The sequence below is a fragment of the Streptomyces sp. NPDC059957 genome (assembly GCF_042730015.1).
Lineage (GTDB): Bacteria > Actinomycetota > Actinomycetes > Streptomycetales > Streptomycetaceae > Streptomyces.
Window position 1 is genome coordinate 1 of record NZ_JBHWMB010000021.1, and the last position, 15,893, is coordinate 15,893.

Below are 15,893 nucleotides of genomic sequence, written 5' to 3' on the forward strand. Positions count from 1 at the left end.
CTGCTTCGCCGTTCACGGCGCCGACGTGGCGATCGTCGTCACCACGAGCTCCTACACCACCCCCGCCCTTGAGTACGCCGCCGCTTGCGGCATTGTCTGCGTCGACGGCGAAGCCCTGGCCGCCTGGACCGACTCGGCCGTGGCCCCACCCTGGGAATCGGACAGCTGCGATGCCGCCGCCAGGGTGCCCACCGCCTGACGAGTCGGCCTCTCTCGTCTTCTGACCTGCCCGATTCTGCAGGGGCGGATCCTTGAGGGGGCAGCGCCCGCGCGCTCACATTCGGGCCGGTTCCTGACCGTCGCCGCTGGCACTGCGTGGACCTAGCTGCGGCACGGACCGTCGCCGACGCCGTCCGGCCCTTCGGGCCGACGGAGGTGATCGCGTCGGGCGGCGGCACCCGCAACCCGGTGCTGATGCGGTGGCTGCGGGAGGAATTGGGCGGGGGTGACGCGGGCGCGGCGCTGCGGACGTCGGACGAGCTCGGACTGCCGTCCGGCACGAAGGAGGCGTACGCCTTCGCTGTCCTGGGCTGGCTCACCGCGCACGGTTTGCCCGCGAGCCTCCCCTCGTGCACCGGCGCCCGGCACCCGAGCGTCCTCGGCTCGATCACACCCGGCGCGGCGGGCCGGAGCCTGCCCGCGCCGCTGGCGACGGCGCCCGGCCGCCTGGTCGTCCGCGCCCCGCGCACATCCCGGTGAGCAGGGCACGGTCCCCGTGCGAGATCGCGCGCACCCGGAGCACACTCCGGCGGGCTGTTCGGCGAGCCGCTCGGGATCTGGGGCGGTCTCACCGCGCGCGAGAGGCACCGGCTCCGTACCGAGGAAGCGGAAAGTCCGTCCCTGCCTTCCACCGCTTGAACAGTTTGTGGCCCCCGGGTCGCTCGATCGGGGGGAAACAGGTTCTGTCCCGTGCGGCCGGCCTGGACCGGGCTGCCGCCCGTCGGGCTGTCGCTTCGAGGGCCCTGGGCGCCGCAGACCTCGATACGCTGCTCGACATGCTCGGTCTGCGGCCCGAGGACGACGAGTCCGAAAAGGGCCGACGTTGATGTGAATGCAGTATCGAGGCGCCCGGGTGTCACGGGGGTGCGGTCAGAAGCTGAAGGCGGCCTGCAAGGTGTGGGACGGGGCGCCACTTGAGCCCGGCGCCGAGCTGGCGCTGAGGATGGAACTCGAAGGAGCCCGGGAGCCGTCCCGGCGGGCGTGGCTGTCGGAAGAGGCTGAGCACCTGATCAGTGCTTGTCTGGGTGGTCTGGGCAGCGCGAACGGCCGTGTTTCGTAGGTGGCGTCGATGCCCACTGCTCAGGCTGTGCTGGTCGAGCCGGGAAAGAAGCCCGTCGCGCCTTGTTGGCGACTGCCCCAGCAGGGAGCGCCGAACGTCTCGGGACTCGATGTCGACACGACGTCCCATCCACCGGTACGCCCCTGGCAGCCTCTCTTCCACGGGGCTCGCGGCCGCGCCGGCGGCTCTGCACAGCCCTTGTAGACGGGATCCGTCAGAAATGGAGCAGGCTGTTTGAGCCGTGAAGTATCGGGGTCCTGTCGATGACCAGGAGTCGCCTGCCGCGGTCACGGGGTACGGGTAGGCGCGTTTTTGGCGCAGCTGGGCGCCGTAAGTGCTGTCCGCCGCTAGCGTGGCGTCGGCGTTCCAGGAGCCGAGCCAGGAGCTGCGCGGGAGTGGTGGCCGGCGGCGGGTGCAGCCCTGTTGCGGCAGGACGGCGGGACAGGGGGACCTCGGGCATGAGGTAGCGCATGCCGTCGATATCCAGGGTGCACAACGACTCGCCATCGGGGCCCGCGGGCCGGCTGAGGTACACCGTGAACGTCTTGGGAGGGTTGCCTGCCACGACGCCCTGCAGCGGGGTCAGACCGGACCGCCGCTCGCGATCTGCGGCGATCACTTTGCCGTCGACGAGCAGCTCGACTGGCCGCCCAGGGCGGCTGCACCAGACGGTGATCGAGTGGCCGTCCTGATCGACGTGAAGGCGCTGGCGTATCACCATGAGGTGCCTCCTGTCCTCACACCCTGACACGACCACCATAAGGCGGCCGGGTCTCCTTTAGTGAAGGGCCCGGCGCGTCAGTGTCAGGCGCATCAACAGCCTCCAGTGGCCTCCAGATCCTCTCGCTCACGATCCTGCCCGGTTGCCGGCCCTTGTCCTGTTACCGTCCATGACAGCGACTCCCTCGGTGACGCGTGCATGAAGATCCTCTTCAACCACGCAGACACGGACGGTGACTCATCGCAGCGCATCTGTCGTTTTCTGTGCTGACCGGGTGACGTTCGGGAAGGGACCGGGCGTCGCCGTGCGGCCCGGCCTGTCCAGAGCCGACGATGGGCGCCTCTGCCACACCCGCTGCGATGGTCAGGAGTACCGCTCATGCTGGAGCGCATGCTGAAGAAGGACCGTACCGAGGTCACCTTCATCCTTCCCGCGGACACTCCACCGGGCCCGGTCAGCGTGGTGGGTGACTTCAACGGCTGGCAGCCGGGTGTCCACACCCTCAAAACCCGCAAGGACGGAAAGCGGGCGGTCACGGTGGCGCTGCCGAGCAAGAGCGTTCACTCCTTTCGATATCTGGCCGCCGGGGACTACTGGTTCAACGACGACACGGCCGGCGACCGGGACGGTTCCAACAGCCGCCTTCACACCTGATCTCGGCACTGCCTCTTTCGGTCAGGTGAAATGCGTGGCGATCGCGGTGCGCTCACCGTGGCCCTACCGCAAGCTCGATGATCCACAGCCCGCGAACGCATGGCGATTCCACAAGCCATCCGGCCTCCGGACCGGACCCGGCTTGGGTCTACCGACTTTGGAACGCGCGCAGGGCGACGCAGTCCGTAACAGAGGAGATGCCCTAACGTCCGATGACCTGGCCGCCGACAGCATCCGGAAACTCGAAGGCGCCGTAGCATGAATGCTCTGCCGGAGCACACCGTCGAGCTGCTACGCGTTGCCCTCAGTCAGGCCCAGACGGCGAAGACGGCAGGTCACGACCAAGAGGCCCTCACCCTCGCCAATCAGGCTCTCCAGATTGCAGAGAACGCTTCCGGGGGCCAGTAGTACTGTGCGGTGTCCGCATGGCCGGACCGAGAGGTTCGTCGCTTCCGGGCCGCGCCCAGCACGGCTACGGCGACATCGCCAGGGCCTCCTGGCGCGGGGAGCGCGGACGGAGCGCTGCGGCGCCGGCTTGCCGGAGGTCCGGCAGGGGGCTCTTTTCGCGGGGTGAGTGCCTACCGTGCCCCTCCGCCGATGGGTCGACTTGCTCGACCTGGGGCCCTGGGTGACGTCGTATTCGCTGCGGCGGGCCCACCGAGCTGCTGCGCTGGTCGCTCCGTGATGCCGTTGCGTCCCGCCGGCTTTGCCGGGGAAGGGCACTGGCTCCGCGCCCTGCGTGGGGAGGGCGGCTGCCGCCGGGTCCGAGGCCCGGGGACGGTGGTCTGAGCGCCGTCTACGGGGGCTGTCGGGTAGCCATTCCGCGGCCGGGGGAGGCGGTCGGGGCGTGGGGCTTCCCGGTGCCGCGCGGATCCCGGGCGGCAGTCGTGGTGCCGGTGGCCGGGGCCGCGTGAGCATCGTTCTCCCGTACGGCTCCTGCCGACGAAGCCTCGCTGCAGTCCGGGCTGCGTGCTCCGCTGTCTATGCGTCTGACCCGCTTCCGGTCGGACAAACGCCCCCTGGCAAAAAGACTCTGAGTTGCCGTCAGAACTCCGGTCGAGCCTCGGTGGACTCGCCGCCTCTCCTCGATCCAGGTGTGCGTGGTGAGTTCGTCGATCACCTTGTCGGCGATCTTCCGCTTTTCCGCGTGTGCGTTGTCGCCGGCCTTCTCGAACTGCTTGAACAGCTTTTCCGCCGTCTTGTGGTCTTCCTTGAGCAGCACGATTCCGTCCACCAAGTGCCTCCTGGGCTCCGCTGTTGCGGGCGGCGCGGACGGCCACCCTGACGGCGTGTACCCGGTGCGGAGTCGCGCGGACCGTCCCGGCCAGGGGTTTGGCCCGGACGGGCGACCTGCCGGCCCCACACACCACCGGTCGGCCTACTGCGGGAGCCCGTCCGGGCATAGCCCGAGGGGGCCGCCGGCGGCCGGCGGGTCCTGGTCGACGGGGAACAGGCAGAGGGTGCCGGTGATTTCCAAGATGCGCTGCAGCTGGGTGTTAGGGGCTGCCAGGCGGATGACGGTGCTGGTCTCCTGTGCTGCGCGCCGTACCGCGAGAAGCGTGTTGAGTCCGGAGGAGTCGCAGAACGTGACGCCACTGCAGTCGATCACGAGGTCCTTGGCCGGTGAGGCGTGGCGGAGAGCTTGGGTGAGGGCGGAGTGCAGGGAGGGCGCCGTATCGATGTCGATCTCTCCAGTGGGCCGTACGGCGACGGTGTGGTCCAGGACTTCGATGGCCATGTCGTTGCCGCCGGATTCGCGGAGAAGGTGTTCGGCCATGGCTGGGTCCCTCCTTGGCTCTGTGGGTGCGCCCTCGGCTCCCGGGCTCGACGGACGGTCGCCGGCCGGGGGAGTGGGTCAGGTGTGGCGCTGGTCGTGGGTGTCCTGGCGGAGCTGGTCGGTGTGCCGGGTCAGAGCGTCGATGCGTTCGGCGAGGTCGGCGTCCTGGGAACGCAGGTGGGGCCGGGTGTCGGCGAGTGGGCGGACGAGGCGGGCGGCGTCGTCGTGTGCGAGGGCCTGATTCAGGTCTCCCACGGCGCCCTCGGCGCCGGCGGGCAGGCCGGTGAGCGAGGTGACCTGGCCAGCCAGGCGGCGCAAGTCGGCGGCGTTGTCGCGGGCCCAGGCGGTGACGGTCCGTTCGGCGGCGCGGGTGGTACGGGTGGCCTGGACGCGCTGGTCGCCGGTGCTTCCGGCGGTGCCGGGGCGCAGGCGCAGGTAGCGGCGCTCGGCGGCCTGGCGGCTGGCGACTCCGAGGGGGCCTGCGAGGTCGGCCCAGCTCGCCCCGTGTTCGCGGGCGGTTTCGATCAGTCCGCTTTCCCAGCTGGCCAGCTCCTCGCGGATCTCGCGCAGCATGACCAGCGCGGCCAGCGCAGGATCCGGACCGGGTGCTTGAGCGGGCTCCTTCCTGGCTGCCGACGTTGCCGACGAGGGTTGCTGGGCGTCTCTTACGGCCTGGTTGATGGCTTCCAGCGCCGCCGCGGCGGCAACAAAGGGGATCGCTGGGAGTGACTCGGCGTACTCGTTCATGGGCACTCTCCACGGCCTCGTCACCCTTCAGGTGACATCCTACTTGTCATCGTTTCGATGACATGTTACAACGGATGCACGTTGAAGCGCATTGGCAGTTTCTGCCTGAACCAACTGGAGGTGTTTCGCGATGTTGATGCGCACTGACCCGTTCCGCGAGATGGACCGGATCGTCCAGCAGCTGTCTGGCACGTCGGGTACGTGGTCGAAGCCGTCCGTGATGCCGATGGACGCCTACCGGCAGGGCGACGAGTACGTGATCGCCTTCGACCTCCCCGGTGTGAACCCGGAGGCGATCGACATCGACGTCGAGCGGAACATGCTGACCGTGAAGGCCGAGCGCCGGCCCACGGGCAAGTCCGACGGCGTACAGATGGAGCTCTCCGAGCGGCCCCTGGGCGTTTTCTCCCGCCAGATCATGCTGGCCGACACCCTGGACACCGAGCGCATCGAAGCCGACTACGACGCGGGTGTCCTGACCCTGCGGATCCCGATCGCCGAGCGCGCCAAGCCCCGCAAGATCAGCATTGGCGGCGAGTCCGGCCGCAAGCAGATCTCCGGCTGAACCCTCCCGCACCAGCCGGCCAGTGGAGGGCGGGGGAGCGCCGATTCCCCTCCGGCACCCCGCCCTCCGCACCCCCTTTCGCCCCTTCACCCCTTCTCGGAGGTGCCGTGATGTCGATGCGCAGGGAGTCGTTCCTGGCCCACGTCCAGGAACGCGGCGAGTACGAAACCACGGAGGAGGCGGACCGCGTGGCCCGCGTCGTCCTGGCTCTGCTGGGCGCCCACCTGGTGGGCACCGTTCGGGCCGAGCTCGCGGCCCGGCTCCCGGAGACCTACGCCCTGATCCTCCTCAACCCCCTCCAGGCCGCCGAACCCCTCTCACCCGAACGGTTCGTACGGGCGACCGCGGCCTGGATCGAGGGCGCCACCGAGAAGACGGCCCTGTGGGACATCGGCGCCGTCCTGTCCACCGCGGCCGCCGCCGCAGGAGACGTCCTCATCCGCGAAGTCCTGCTCCAGCTCCCGCCCGGCTACGACCTCCTCTTCGGCCACCCCCAGCCCACCTAACGGAACAGCCCCGCCCCCTCACTTGACCGAGAAAGGCCAGCGCCCCGTCATGTACGACCAGACCCGACCGGAACGCTCCATCGCGGCGGCCATGACGTACGACCAGCTCCTCGAACGCGTCCGCTACGAGGGCGCCTACCCCACCCGCGAACGCGCGGAAGAAGCCGTCCGGACCGTTCTCGGCGCCCTCGGACGGCAGATCACCGGCGACGAGCGCGTGGACCTCGCCCGCCGCCTGCCCGTCGAAGCCGCACTCACCCTGACCGCCCAGATCCCCGACATCCAGCAGCTCACCGGGTGGGGGTTCATCAAGGACCTGGCTGCCCGCACCGGCGCCACCCCGGCCACCACCCGCTGGGACACCGGAGCCGTCCTCGCTCCCGTCTCCGCCCTCGCCGGCCCCGACCTCCTCGCTCGCATCCTGCGCCGGCTCCCCGACGGCTACGCCCTGCTCTTCGGCCAGCCGCAACTGCTCCGGCCCCAGCCGGCAACTGCCTGACCACCCTCCGGTGTGGAGCCGGCGGGAGAGTCGTAAGCAGGCGGGAGGTTGCTGGGGAACGATCCGCGCCTGGAGGCGTGACAGAGCCCGGCCCCGTGGCTACGGGCCCGGCCGGGCTCTGCGTGCGTGGGGTGCTTGGAAGTCGTCGTCGCGCTCGTCGCGGAGCAGGTCTTCCTCGAGGCGCTGCTCCAGTTCCTTAGGACGCTGGCCGCCGAGGGGCGGGGTACCGGGCTCGGGGGACACCGGGCCGTCCTGGCCGGGCTTCTGCGGATGCTCCTCCTCGCGGTCCTTGCCCGGCCCGTTGCGGCCCTTGCCCGCTGTCCGATGGCCCGACCTGCGTGACGTGCGGCCGCGGCGGGCGTTGAAAGCGGAGCGCGTGCCAGCCGGCTCACCCCCCCCCCCGGGGCCGGTAGCCGTGTGGCGGCCCTGCCACCTCACCCGGCGGCAGGGCCGTCGTCATACCCGGCGCTGGTACTCGACTTGGCGCGCGCCGTGGCCGAGGAGTGCGGGGTCAGCTGTGGTCGCGTCCGTAGTACTGGCCGAGCTGGTTGCGGTAGGCGGCGTCGCCGCGGTGCTTTTCCTTGTCGTATTCGGGGGAGTCCTTGATCTGGTCCTTGGTGAGGCTGACCTGGACCGTCTTCTCCGTCATGTCGACGCGTACGACGGTGCCGGCGGGGATGAGGACTTCCTTGCCGAAGATCCAGGGGCCGGTGTCGACGACGATGTAGGAGGCGCCGACCTCGTCGGTGTCCTCGTCGACTTTGCCGATGTGTCCGTCGGTGGCTTCCACCTTGAAGCCGACCAGGCTGGTGCCGGGCGTGTAGTGCGACTCGGGGTTGTAGCTCCACATGTCGGTCATTGGAGTTCTCCTTCTGGGTCTGTGCCCGTTGTTGGGTGGTGGGGTCAGGTATGCAGGAGGCTGTTGCGGCCGTCGTGGCCGTCCGCTTCCTCTTCGTCGAGCCAGCGGCCGCCGTCGGCGAGGTAGCGGAACCTGTGGTGCTGGTTCGCCGGGAACGTGACCGTGACCGCGCGGCTGCCGTCGGTGCGCTCGGCCAGCGGGTGGGTGCCGGGCTGCCAGTCGTTGAAGTCGCCGACCACGCCGACCTCGCCGGCCGGCGGGCAGGACGAACGTGATCTCGGTCCGCTTCTTACTCCGGGTGCGCTCCAACATCGACGGTCAGTTCCTCGCCTACGGGGGAAATGGCTGGGCCATCCCTGCCCGCTGGGTCGGCGTTGGTAGCGGGTGGCTAGGCCACCCGCTCCAGCTGTCCCCCGCTCGGCCGCACATTCCCGCGGCTCGACGGCCCCCGACCCAGGGGCGGGGGTACCGGACCTGGGCGGGCGCGGCTGTCAGCCGAGAGGCGGTGGCCTTGAGGCCCGGCGGTGGGAAAATTGGGGCAGAGAGCCGTCACTGCGATGCGGATCGACGTCATCCGCCCCGAATCGCGGGGAACGCAATGGCCGCAGCACCTACCGCTGGCCGGCAGAGCGGGGCTCAAGCCGCTGGCGCAGCGCGCACCCTGCAGGGCTCGGAGAGGTACCAGGTATGGAAACCGGCAAAGGTGCCGCCCAGGCCAGGACCCAGGGACAGCGTGTGGCCGACAGCCGCGGAATGGAAGTCGCGGCCCGGGTCGGACTCTGTGTCCGGGGAGTGATCTACGTTCTGGTCGGGCTCTTGGCCGTCCGGGTCGGCTTCGGCGGTGACAGCGGTGGCAAGGAGGCCGACCGGTCCGGCGCGGTGTGGGCCATCGGCGAGCAGCCATTCGGCCGGGTGCTGCTGTGGGCGCTGGTTGTGGGTTTGGCGGCGATGGCACTGTGACGCCTGTCCGAGGCCGTGTTCGGGCAGGCGACGGCGGGCGGTGACACATGGACCAGGCGCCTGGGCTCCCTGGGACTGGCCGTCTTCTACGCCGTCATCTGTGTCGGCGTGGTGCAGACCGCGCTGGTCGGCGGGTCCGGAGGGACCCGCGGCGGTGACGAGACGTCGAAGGAATACACCGCGAGGGTCCTGGACTGGCCCCTGGGCCGGTTGATCGTCGGCGTCTTCGGGGCCGTCCTGGCCGTCGTGGGCGTGGTCATCGTCGTGCGCAGCCTGATGCGAAGGTTCGAGGTGGACCTCCGCACGGACGCGATGAGCGGGCCGACGCGGTGCATCGTCGCCGCCCTGGGCATCATCGGCGGCATGGCCTGCGGGATCGTCGCCGTGGTGAGCGGCCTGTTCGTCCTGCTCGCCGCAATCCGGTTCGACCCCAGCCAGGCCAAAGGCCTGGACGAGGCGCTGCGCTCGTTTGCCGCCACGCCCGCGGGGCCCGTGCTGCTGATCGCCGCTGCCGTGGGCCTTCTGCTGGTCGGCCTTCTACTCCTTCTGCGAAGCCCGCTGGCGCAAGGCTCCCGAACACGACGCGTCGACGGAGCAGCCAGCCAGCCACCCTGCCGGCTGACCCTCATGTCCTCGCACCTGCCCGTGCTCTGCGAGAGGAGGGTGCCGGCCCCTGGCCCCGGGAACTGAGCTGCAGGTGCAGCGGGCCGTTGGTTACTCCATGCCGGGATCGCTTGGCCCTTCCGCCTTCGGGTAGACGAGGTGTGGATCGGCGGGCTTCCGCTGGCCGACGCTCATTCGCACGAGGCAGTGCGGAGCAGGGAGTGCTCCATGATCCTCATCCTCGGTCTCATCCTTCTGATCGCGGCGCTGATCTTCGCGGTGGCCGGGGTGATGGCGAATCTTGGTAGTGCTCACGAGCTCACCAACGATTTCTCTGTCTTCGGCTACCACGTGACCAGCTCGACCGGTGCTCTGTTCCTCTACGGCATCGCCGTCGGCGCCGCTGCCGTCCTGGGCCTGGCCCTCATCCTGGCGGCTGCCCGCCGGGCTTCTCGCCGCAACCGCCTGGCTCGCCACGAGGCTTCCCTCACCTCGAGGCGGGAGAGCGCGATCATGGACCGCGAGCGCGAGGACCTCATCGAGCAGCGCGACGCCGCCCGCGCGCAAACCGCCCAGGCCCTCGGCGACGACCACCCCGCCACCACGGCCGCTCCGGCCGCGGGTCACCGACGCGCCAAGTGGCTCGGCGGGCACAGCGATCCCCGCTAGCAGCCGGAGCACCCTGCCGTTGGCGAGACGTGACCCTTCGAGCGCCGGCGCCCCGCTGGCCTAGCGGGGGAGGAGGGCGCGTACGGTCTTGCCGCCTTCGGGCCTGGGTGTGATGACGGTCGCGAGGGCGAGGCCGTTGACCATGTGCCAGCCGAACCCACCGGTCCCCTCCGCCAGGTCGGGGATACGCATGCGCGGTGCTTCGGCGCTGGGATCGTCGACGGCGACCTCGATGCTCCCGGGGTGGGCGGTCAGACGCAGGGTGCAGGCGCCGCCCCCGTGACGCAGGGCGTTGGTCACCAGCTCGGAGACGACCAGGACCACACTGTCGGCGCACTCCGGATCGATCGCCGGGTGCCCGAGGGACTCCAGGAACGCCCGCGCGGTCTGGCGTGCTCCAGCGACGGCGTTCAGGGAGCTCAGGGCTGTGCGGTCGGGGCTCATAGTGGTCATCGCGCGCTCCGGGTCCGTCTTTGGTGTCGGGCCGTGCCTGCCCGGACGTTGTGCCCGTGCCAGCAGTTGTCGAACCTAACGACACTCGATTACCTCAGTGACGGGCACTCAAAAATCTATGTTGACCGGAGTAGACATTGGGCTGCGGCGTGGTTATGGTTTCTCTCGTAGCCCAGAGAGACAGCAGGGCCTGGCAGAGACGAACTGCCGGGCAGCAGTCCACGCAGTACGCAGTACCCGTAGTTGCAGTGCGCAGGACGGTGCGGTGGCGGAGTGTCGAAGCCAGGGTTGTTGCAGGACGGCGACGGGATTGGCTATCGGACCGGGTGGCCCGCAGTGATCAGGGGCCGCCGAGAGCAGTACCGCAGTTAACGCAGTGGCAGTGCCAGCAGTTCGCAGTACCCCGCAGTGCAGTTATTGAGCAGTACCTCGGTAAGCGCGCTGAAGTGTGGGCGTGTGCACCGGGAGGTTCGGCAGTGGGGTTCTAAGCCAGAGTGAACGCAGGATGGGCGACGGGGCTGGCTGCCGGAACGTGGCGCTCGGACAGGCCACGAGCAGTGCAAAGCGGTATGCAGTACAGCGGTAAGAGAAGTACCCGCAGTGCAGTTCGCAGTATCGGCAGTACCCAGCAGTGAAGCAACAGGAGCGGTACCTCGGTGAAGGCGTCGGCTGCGGGCGCGCGCATCGGGAAGTTCGGCAGCGGGGTTCCAAGCCAGAGCAGACGCACGACGGGCGACGGGGCTGGCTGCCGGAGAGCGGCGCTACGACAGGCCGCCGAGCAATTCGCGTCACCAGCAGGACCCGTAGGTGCAGTACCGCAGTGAGAGCAGTACCCGGCAGTGAAGTTCCCAGAGGGAAGAGCGGAGGAGCCGAGCACCATCAGGATCGCCCGGACGGACAGTTGAGTCCGGGTACCGCAGGACATCGATAGCGAGGTGGTCTCCGGTCAAGCAACCGCGATCCCCGCAGCCCCGACAGCATTGCGGTCGGGCACGCGGACACAGAAGGCCGGCGCATGATCAGGGCCGGCAGATGGTGTAGCAGTTCCTTCGGGGCCCTGGCGCTTATAGGCGCCAGGGCCCCTCCACGCGTTTCACAGAGAGGTTCGATGACAGCGGACACTCCGACCGGTCCCCTCGGTGGCCACCTGGACGACGACGACTTCCCCGCCTACACCATGGGCCGGGCCGCCGATATGCTCGGCACCACCCAGGGCTTCCTCCGCGCCCTCGGCGAAGCCCGCTTCATCACCCCGCTGCGCTCGGCCGGCGGACACCGTCGCTACTCCCGCTACCAGCTGCGTGTAGCCGCCCGTGCGCGGGAGCTTGTGGACCAGGGCACCCCGATCGAATCCGCATGCCGGATCGTGATCCTGGAAGACCAGCTCGAAGAGGCACAGCGAATCAACACTGAGTACCGCCGCGCGGCCGAGTCGGCGAGCTCCCCGCCCTCTGGCTGAGACGGTCGCGCCCGCCCGGGACCCTGTGGGTCCCGCACACCGGTGTCGGCGAAGACCATTCAGCCACTGCTCCAGCAGGGGCGACGTCCGCGTACGTGGCAGTCCGGGACGCGGCCCGTTCACCGCTGCCTGATCGTGCACCGTTGCGCCGTGCCGGCGCCGCGCTGGGTCAGGGCTCTCGATCGAGGGTGGTCTGGGGGTGCGGCTTGAGCGCCGCTATCGCCGGCTCGATCATCCTTCTGGCTCTCTACCGGCTCGTCACCGGAAACAAGCGCAGCCGCGTAAGAAGCACCGCCCTCGGACGACCCGCCTGGATCCCTACAAGCGGATCATCGACGGATTCTTGCAGGCGGATCTGGACGCGCCGCCGAAGCATAAGCACACCGCGAAACGGATCTTCGATCGGCTGGTCGACGAGCACGGGGCTTACGAGATCTCGTACCAGATGGTCCGTTCCTACGTCGCTGGCCGTCGCAAGCAGATCCTGCTGCTGGCCGGCCGGGGCCAGGAGTCGGCGTTCATCCGGCAGTCACACATCCCGGGCGCGGAGGCCGAGGTGGACTTCGGGGACGTGCACGTCGTGCTGGCAGGGGTTCCTACCCGGTGCTATCTGTTCTCCTTCCGCCTGTCGTACTCGGGCAAGGCGGTCCACCGGGTCTTCGCCTCGTGCGGCCAGGAGGCGTTCATCGAAGGCCACGTCCATGCACTGAAGACCCTGGGAGGCGTCCCTCGCGGCAGGGTTCGTTACGAAACCTGAAGGCGGCGGTCTCGCGGGTGATCGGGCTGGGGCGGATGCGGGTGGAGGCCGAACGCTGGACCCAGTTCCGGTCGCACTGGGGTGTTGATGCGTTCTACTGCCGGCCCGGAATCGAGGGCGCCCACGAGAAGGACGGGGTTGAGGGCCAGGTCGGATACTTCCGGCGCAACCACTTCGTGCCCGTGCCCGTCGTCGACTCGCTGGCCCAGCTCAACGGATGGTCGACCAGTGGGACATCGACGACGAGGCCCGCCGGATCAGCTCCCGCCCCCACACGATCGGCGAGTACTTCCGCTCCGAACAGCCACGACTCAAGCCGCTGCCGGAGGAGCCGTTCGAGACGGGCCGCTGGTTCACCCCGCGAGTGGACCGCTACAGCCAGATCACCGTCCGCTCCAACCGCTACTCGGTCCCCGTCCGGCTGATCGGACAGTCGGTCCGCGTGCTCCTCAACGCGAATGACCTCGTCGTCTACGACGGCCGGAGCGAAGTGGCACGGCACGAGCGCCTCAGCACCAGGGGCGGCTCCCAGCTGGTCCTGGACCACTACCTCGAAGCCCTCCTCCGCAAGCCCGGCGCCTTCCCCGGCTCGACCGCACTGGAGCAGGCCCGCTCGGCCGGCAGGTTCACCCCCGTCCATGACAACTGGTGGGCCGCGGTCCGGTCTGCCCACGGAGACGCCGAAGGCACCCGAGCCCTGATCCAGGTCCTGCTTCTGGGACGCCACATGCGCCACGAGCACGTGGTCGCAGGTCTGGCAGAGGTCTTTCGGGCCAGCGCTCTGACGGCGGACGCAGTCGCGCTGGAGGCCCGCAAGGCCGCCGATGGCGACGCCGCCGCGTCCTCGGTTCCCGCACCCGGGGTGCCTGCCCTGCCCGTGGAGGAGCACGCGACGGTGACGTTCCTCGCCGACTACCGGCTGACCCATCTGCCGCCCGACACCCGGCCTCTGCCCTCGGTGGCCGCCTACGACCAACCGCGCAACCGCCGCCGGACCGGCGGCCAGGGCACCAGCCAGGGGGAAGCCACATGAACGTCCCCCGCCAGCGCGAAATCACCGAAGAAGCCGCCGCCACCGCCATCGACCAGGCATGCCGCATGCTGCGGCTGCCCACCATCCGAAGCCAGTTCCCCGACCTCGCGGCCGCAGCCTCCCGTGAGCAGATGTCCTACCGGGGCTTCCTGGCCGAGCTCCTGATGTCCGAGTGCGACGATCGGGCCCGCCGCCGGTCCGAGCGACGTATCAAAGCCGCCGCCTTCCCCCGCGACAAGTCCCTGCGTGCCTTCGACTTCGACGCCAACCCCAACGTCGACCCGGCAGCGATCCACACGCTGGCTAAGTGCGAATATTCAGGAAAGGCCAGCCGTTCTGCTTGATCGGTGACTCCGGGACCGGCAAGTCACACCTGCTGATCGCGCTGGGCACCGAGGCCGCGATGAAGGGCCACCGGGTCCGCTACACCCTCGCCACGAAACTCGTCAACGAGCTCGTCGAGGCCGCCGATGAAAAGCAGCTGACCAAGACCATCGCCCGCTACGGCCGCGTCGATCTCCTCTGCATCGACGAACTCGGCTACATGGAACTCGACCGCCGCGACGCCGAACTTCTCTTCCAAGTTTTGACGGAACGGGAGGAAAAGAGACAGTGTGGCCATCGCCTCGACTGAGTCGTTCGGAGGCTGGACCAAGACGTTCACCAATCCGCGGCTCTGCGCGGCCATTGTCGATCGCCTGACCTTCGGCGGGAACATCATCCAGACCGGAACCGAGTCCTACCGCCTCGCCCACACCAAAGCCCAGACCGATCGCGCCGAAGCGGCCTGACCATCAGACGCTGGACCGCGAGGCCTGAACCTGGACAGCAACCTCCCACCGACCAACGTCCTACTGAGGTAACGGCTAGAGATTCCAGAGGGGAGACGTGAGGAGCACGTCGGCGCCTGAGATGAGGACGAAGCACAAGAGCGCCAACTCGCCCCGGTCCAGCCGGTCCGTCTCCCATCGGGCGCCGTTGGAACGCAGGGTGAGACGCTCTTTACCGCCGCCGCCCCGGACGAAGTGCCGGTGGAAACGATGCGCAGTGATCGAGAGGGTTCGGCCGTCACTCATTTCGAAGTGAATGCCGCGGCGGCGCGGCATAAACGACCTGGACGCAGCCCGCGCCGTGAACGGCACGCCATCAAGCGTGCCATGGAGTCCGAGGCGCATCCTGGCCCGCAAGAGGTACCACGGCGTTGCGGCGTCGTCGATCTCCAGGACGACGTCCTCACCAAGGATGAGCTGCCACTGCTCCCATGCCTCGGCTTTCGCAGTAGAGCTCAGGCGCTTGCCGGGCCCCCGAAAGAGCGTGTATTCGCCGTATGCCGTTGGGATAACGGCATACGGGCCGCGTTCGGGCGCCGGCTGGATCCACTCGGCTAACGGAGCGCGCCAGGACGGTTCAATACGAGACTCGGGCACGGCGAGGCCCCCCTTCGACGAAGCTGATCATAGGTACTGCGGCCCAGGGAAGGTGAGCCCTTCATCCGGATCACTCCCTGCCCGCCAGCCCGTCAACTATCAGTGGCCGACACTGGGGCACGACCGTTGGGGCCAAGCATTCCGAGACCAGCCCGCACAAGGTTGCGACATCAAATCTCATCGATGTTGATCAACCGGCCCGCTCCACACGACTCCCGAACTCCTCGACAAACGACTCCCTGGAAAGTCGTCATAGCCAGTCCGGGGAAGCGCCGTTGCGGCGGCCCGACGGTTCGGAGCGGCTTTGCTCGGAGTGAGGGGCGGTCTGATTTTCGTTTTGTGTTCTCGCGTACGGCTGCCGTTTCGGGGTATCCGGGTGGGAGCAGGCGTGTGGCTTGCTCAGGATGAGGGTGGCGATATGGCTGCTGTGGTGCCCCAAGGTGAGTTTCTGGTCGGCCGTCCGATCGTGTCGGCGATGGCCTTGGACGGCAGTGAGCCGATCGCTGGGGCCAGGCGTGCCGCCCGCGGTTTCATGACCGTGGTGCAGGCCGAGCACGGGATTCCGGTGTCGGACCGTGCGATGAGCATGGTGGAGCTGGTGGTCAGCGAGTTGGTGACCAACGCACGCAAGTATGCGCCCGGGCCCTGTCTGCTGGACCTGGAAGTCCGCGAGGGCGCCGTGGAGATTAGCGTGTGGGATAGCGCAGCTCCCATGCCCGTGGCCAGCCCGGCTGATCCGGGTCGGATCGGGCAGCATGGGCTGGAGATCGCGATGGCGGTGTGCCGCAGTTTCGAGGTGCGGCGCGAGCCTGTGGGCAAGCGGGTGAAAGTCACCATAGGACTGGCCGACGATCCCGGTGGGCACCCGGCCGGCCGCCTGCTGTGACGATGCTCGTCACGCTCTGACCATACGGGTAAGGGAGCG

General features: G+C 68.9%; 19 protein-coding genes and 2 pseudogenes. 14 read left to right on the plus strand and 7 right to left on the minus strand.

The window, feature by feature from the left end; translation table 11 throughout:
- From ACFWBW_RS16225 to ACFWBW_RS16235, 3 genes and pseudogenes are all read left to right on the plus strand, one after another.
- Positions 1-199 (plus strand): restriction endonuclease (locus ACFWBW_RS16225; RefSeq protein ID WP_385372884.1); only part of this gene is annotated, 199 nt, incomplete at its 5' end.
- An 83-nt stretch (positions 200-282) separates the two neighbouring features.
- Positions 283-699: pseudogene (locus tag ACFWBW_RS16230) on the plus strand (anhydro-N-acetylmuramic acid kinase); the annotation flags it as partial.
- 1,679 nt (positions 700-2,378) lie between these two features.
- On the plus strand, positions 2,379-2,654 hold the full coding sequence (locus tag ACFWBW_RS16235) for an isoamylase early set domain-containing protein (RefSeq protein ID WP_385372886.1): 276 nt from the start codon (positions 2,379-2,381) through the stop codon (positions 2,652-2,654).
- A 796-nt stretch (positions 2,655-3,450) separates the two neighbouring features.
- Here the strand turns inward: ACFWBW_RS16235 and ACFWBW_RS16240 are convergent.
- The 3 genes from ACFWBW_RS16240 to ACFWBW_RS16250 all read right to left on the minus strand — a co-directional run bounded on the left by ACFWBW_RS16240 (position 3,451) and on the right by ACFWBW_RS16250 (position 5,178).
- A complete protein-coding gene (locus ACFWBW_RS16240) occupies positions 3,451-3,888 on the minus strand; it encodes a hypothetical protein (protein ID WP_385372888.1) in 438 nt (145 codons plus the stop codon).
- A gap of 144 nt (positions 3,889-4,032) precedes the next feature.
- Positions 4,033-4,431 (minus strand): STAS domain-containing protein, encoded by a 399-nt coding sequence (locus ACFWBW_RS16245; RefSeq protein WP_385372890.1) that lies wholly within the window; start codon positions 4,429-4,431, stop codon positions 4,033-4,035.
- A 78-nt stretch (positions 4,432-4,509) separates the two neighbouring features.
- Positions 4,510-5,178, minus strand: a complete 669-nt coding sequence (locus tag ACFWBW_RS16250; protein ID WP_385372892.1) for an HSP18 transcriptional regulator — start codon at positions 5,176-5,178, stop codon at positions 4,510-4,512.
- Between the two features lie 130 nt (positions 5,179-5,308).
- On the opposite strand from ACFWBW_RS16250, the gene ACFWBW_RS16255 reads away from it, so the two are divergent.
- The 3 genes from ACFWBW_RS16255 (at position 5,309) to ACFWBW_RS16265 (ending at position 6,748) form a co-directional block, all read left to right on the plus strand.
- On the plus strand, positions 5,309-5,743 hold the full coding sequence (locus ACFWBW_RS16255; protein ID WP_385372894.1) for an Hsp20/alpha crystallin family protein: 435 nt from the start codon (positions 5,309-5,311) through the stop codon (positions 5,741-5,743).
- Between the two features lie 110 nt (positions 5,744-5,853).
- Positions 5,854-6,249: a DUF2267 domain-containing protein gene (locus tag ACFWBW_RS16260; protein WP_385372896.1), complete on the plus strand. Its 396-nt coding sequence runs from the start codon at positions 5,854-5,856 to the stop codon at positions 6,247-6,249.
- Positions 6,250-6,298: 49 nt separating this feature from the next.
- Entirely contained in the window at positions 6,299-6,748 is a 450-nt protein-coding gene (locus ACFWBW_RS16265; protein ID WP_385372898.1) for a DUF2267 domain-containing protein, read from the plus strand.
- 511 nt (positions 6,749-7,259) lie between these two features.
- Here ACFWBW_RS16265 and ACFWBW_RS16270 read toward each other — a convergent pair.
- Both ACFWBW_RS16270 and ACFWBW_RS16275 read right to left on the minus strand, forming a co-directional pair.
- Positions 7,260-7,607, minus strand: a complete 348-nt coding sequence (locus ACFWBW_RS16270; protein WP_385372900.1) for a PRC-barrel domain-containing protein — start codon at positions 7,605-7,607, stop codon at positions 7,260-7,262.
- A 44-nt stretch (positions 7,608-7,651) separates the two neighbouring features.
- Positions 7,652-7,846, minus strand: a complete 195-nt coding sequence (locus ACFWBW_RS16275) for an isoamylase early set domain-containing protein (protein ID WP_385372902.1) — start codon at positions 7,844-7,846, stop codon at positions 7,652-7,654.
- 448 nt (positions 7,847-8,294) lie between these two features.
- Between ACFWBW_RS16275 and ACFWBW_RS16280 the strand changes: the two genes are divergently transcribed.
- The 3 genes from ACFWBW_RS16280 (at position 8,295) to ACFWBW_RS16290 (ending at position 9,839) form a co-directional block, all read left to right on the plus strand.
- On the plus strand, positions 8,295-8,567 hold the full coding sequence (locus tag ACFWBW_RS16280) for a DUF1206 domain-containing protein (RefSeq protein WP_385372904.1): 273 nt from the start codon (positions 8,295-8,297) through the stop codon (positions 8,565-8,567).
- Between the two features lie 15 nt (positions 8,568-8,582).
- Positions 8,583-9,257, plus strand: coding sequence for a DUF1206 domain-containing protein (locus ACFWBW_RS16285; protein WP_385372906.1), 675 nt, complete (start codon positions 8,583-8,585; stop codon positions 9,255-9,257).
- Positions 9,258-9,398: 141 nt separating this feature from the next.
- A complete protein-coding gene (locus ACFWBW_RS16290; protein ID WP_385372908.1) occupies positions 9,399-9,839 on the plus strand; it encodes a hypothetical protein in 441 nt (146 codons plus the stop codon).
- Between the two features lie 60 nt (positions 9,840-9,899).
- On the opposite strand, the gene ACFWBW_RS16295 is transcribed toward ACFWBW_RS16290, so the two are convergent.
- Positions 9,900-10,292, minus strand: a complete 393-nt coding sequence (locus ACFWBW_RS16295; protein WP_385372910.1) for an ATP-binding protein — start codon at positions 10,290-10,292, stop codon at positions 9,900-9,902.
- Positions 10,293-11,400: 1,108 nt separating this feature from the next.
- Between ACFWBW_RS16295 and ACFWBW_RS16300 the strand changes: the two genes are divergently transcribed.
- The 4 genes and pseudogenes from ACFWBW_RS16300 (at position 11,401) to istB (ending at position 14,332) form a co-directional block, all read left to right on the plus strand.
- Complete coding sequence (locus ACFWBW_RS16300) at positions 11,401-11,751, plus strand: MerR family transcriptional regulator (protein WP_385372912.1); 351 nt, start codon at positions 11,401-11,403, stop codon at positions 11,749-11,751.
- Positions 11,752-11,950: 199 nt separating this feature from the next.
- Positions 11,951-12,508 (plus strand): hypothetical protein, encoded by a 558-nt coding sequence (locus ACFWBW_RS16305; protein ID WP_385372914.1) that lies wholly within the window; start codon positions 11,951-11,953, stop codon positions 12,506-12,508.
- Between the two features lie 217 nt (positions 12,509-12,725).
- Positions 12,726-13,541, plus strand: a complete 816-nt coding sequence (locus ACFWBW_RS16310) for a hypothetical protein (protein WP_385372916.1) — start codon at positions 12,726-12,728, stop codon at positions 13,539-13,541.
- A pseudogene (gene istB / locus ACFWBW_RS16315) lies at positions 13,538-14,332 on the plus strand (IS21-like element helper ATPase IstB). The gene ACFWBW_RS16310 and the pseudogene istB overlap by 4 nt, the downstream one beginning before the upstream one ends.
- 75 nt (positions 14,333-14,407) lie before the next feature.
- On the opposite strand, the gene ACFWBW_RS16320 reads toward istB, so the two are convergent.
- Positions 14,408-14,968 carry a hypothetical protein gene (locus tag ACFWBW_RS16320; protein WP_385372918.1) on the minus strand — a complete coding sequence of 187 codons (561 nt, stop codon included), beginning with the start codon at positions 14,966-14,968 and terminating at the stop codon, positions 14,408-14,410.
- 418 nt (positions 14,969-15,386) lie between these two features.
- Here ACFWBW_RS16320 and ACFWBW_RS16325 point away from each other — a divergent pair, with 418 nt between their 5' ends.
- Entirely contained in the window at positions 15,387-15,854 is a 468-nt protein-coding gene (locus ACFWBW_RS16325; RefSeq protein ID WP_385372920.1) for an ATP-binding protein, read from the plus strand.
- The last annotated feature ends 39 nt before the right edge of the window (positions 15,855-15,893 follow it).

Coding starts and splice junctions, on each gene's coding strand:
- ACFWBW_RS16280 (WP_385372904.1), top strand. CDS start 8,295: ATGGAAACCGGCAAAGGTGCCGCCCAGGCCAGGACCCAGGGACAGCGT.
- ACFWBW_RS16255 (WP_385372894.1), top strand. CDS start 5,309: ATGTTGATGCGCACTGACCCGTTCCGCGAGATGGACCGGATCGTCCAG.
- ACFWBW_RS16325 (WP_385372920.1), top strand. CDS start 15,387: ATGGCTGCTGTGGTGCCCCAAGGTGAGTTTCTGGTCGGCCGTCCGATC.
- ACFWBW_RS16245 (WP_385372890.1), bottom strand. CDS start 4,431: ATGGCCGAACACCTTCTCCGCGAATCCGGCGGCAACGACATGGCCATC.
- ACFWBW_RS16235 (WP_385372886.1), top strand. CDS start 2,379: ATGCTGGAGCGCATGCTGAAGAAGGACCGTACCGAGGTCACCTTCATC.
- ACFWBW_RS16265 (WP_385372898.1), top strand. CDS start 6,299: ATGTACGACCAGACCCGACCGGAACGCTCCATCGCGGCGGCCATGACG.
- ACFWBW_RS16290 (WP_385372908.1), top strand. CDS start 9,399: ATGATCCTCATCCTCGGTCTCATCCTTCTGATCGCGGCGCTGATCTTC.
- ACFWBW_RS16295 (WP_385372910.1), bottom strand. CDS start 10,292: ATGACCACTATGAGCCCCGACCGCACAGCCCTGAGCTCCCTGAACGCC.
- ACFWBW_RS16300 (WP_385372912.1), top strand. CDS start 11,401: ATGACAGCGGACACTCCGACCGGTCCCCTCGGTGGCCACCTGGACGAC.
- ACFWBW_RS16260 (WP_385372896.1), top strand. CDS start 5,854: ATGTCGATGCGCAGGGAGTCGTTCCTGGCCCACGTCCAGGAACGCGGC.
- ACFWBW_RS16310 (WP_385372916.1), top strand. CDS start 12,726: ATGGTCGACCAGTGGGACATCGACGACGAGGCCCGCCGGATCAGCTCC.
- ACFWBW_RS16250 (WP_385372892.1), bottom strand. CDS start 5,178: ATGAACGAGTACGCCGAGTCACTCCCAGCGATCCCCTTTGTTGCCGCC.
- ACFWBW_RS16270 (WP_385372900.1), bottom strand. CDS start 7,607: ATGACCGACATGTGGAGCTACAACCCCGAGTCGCACTACACGCCCGGC.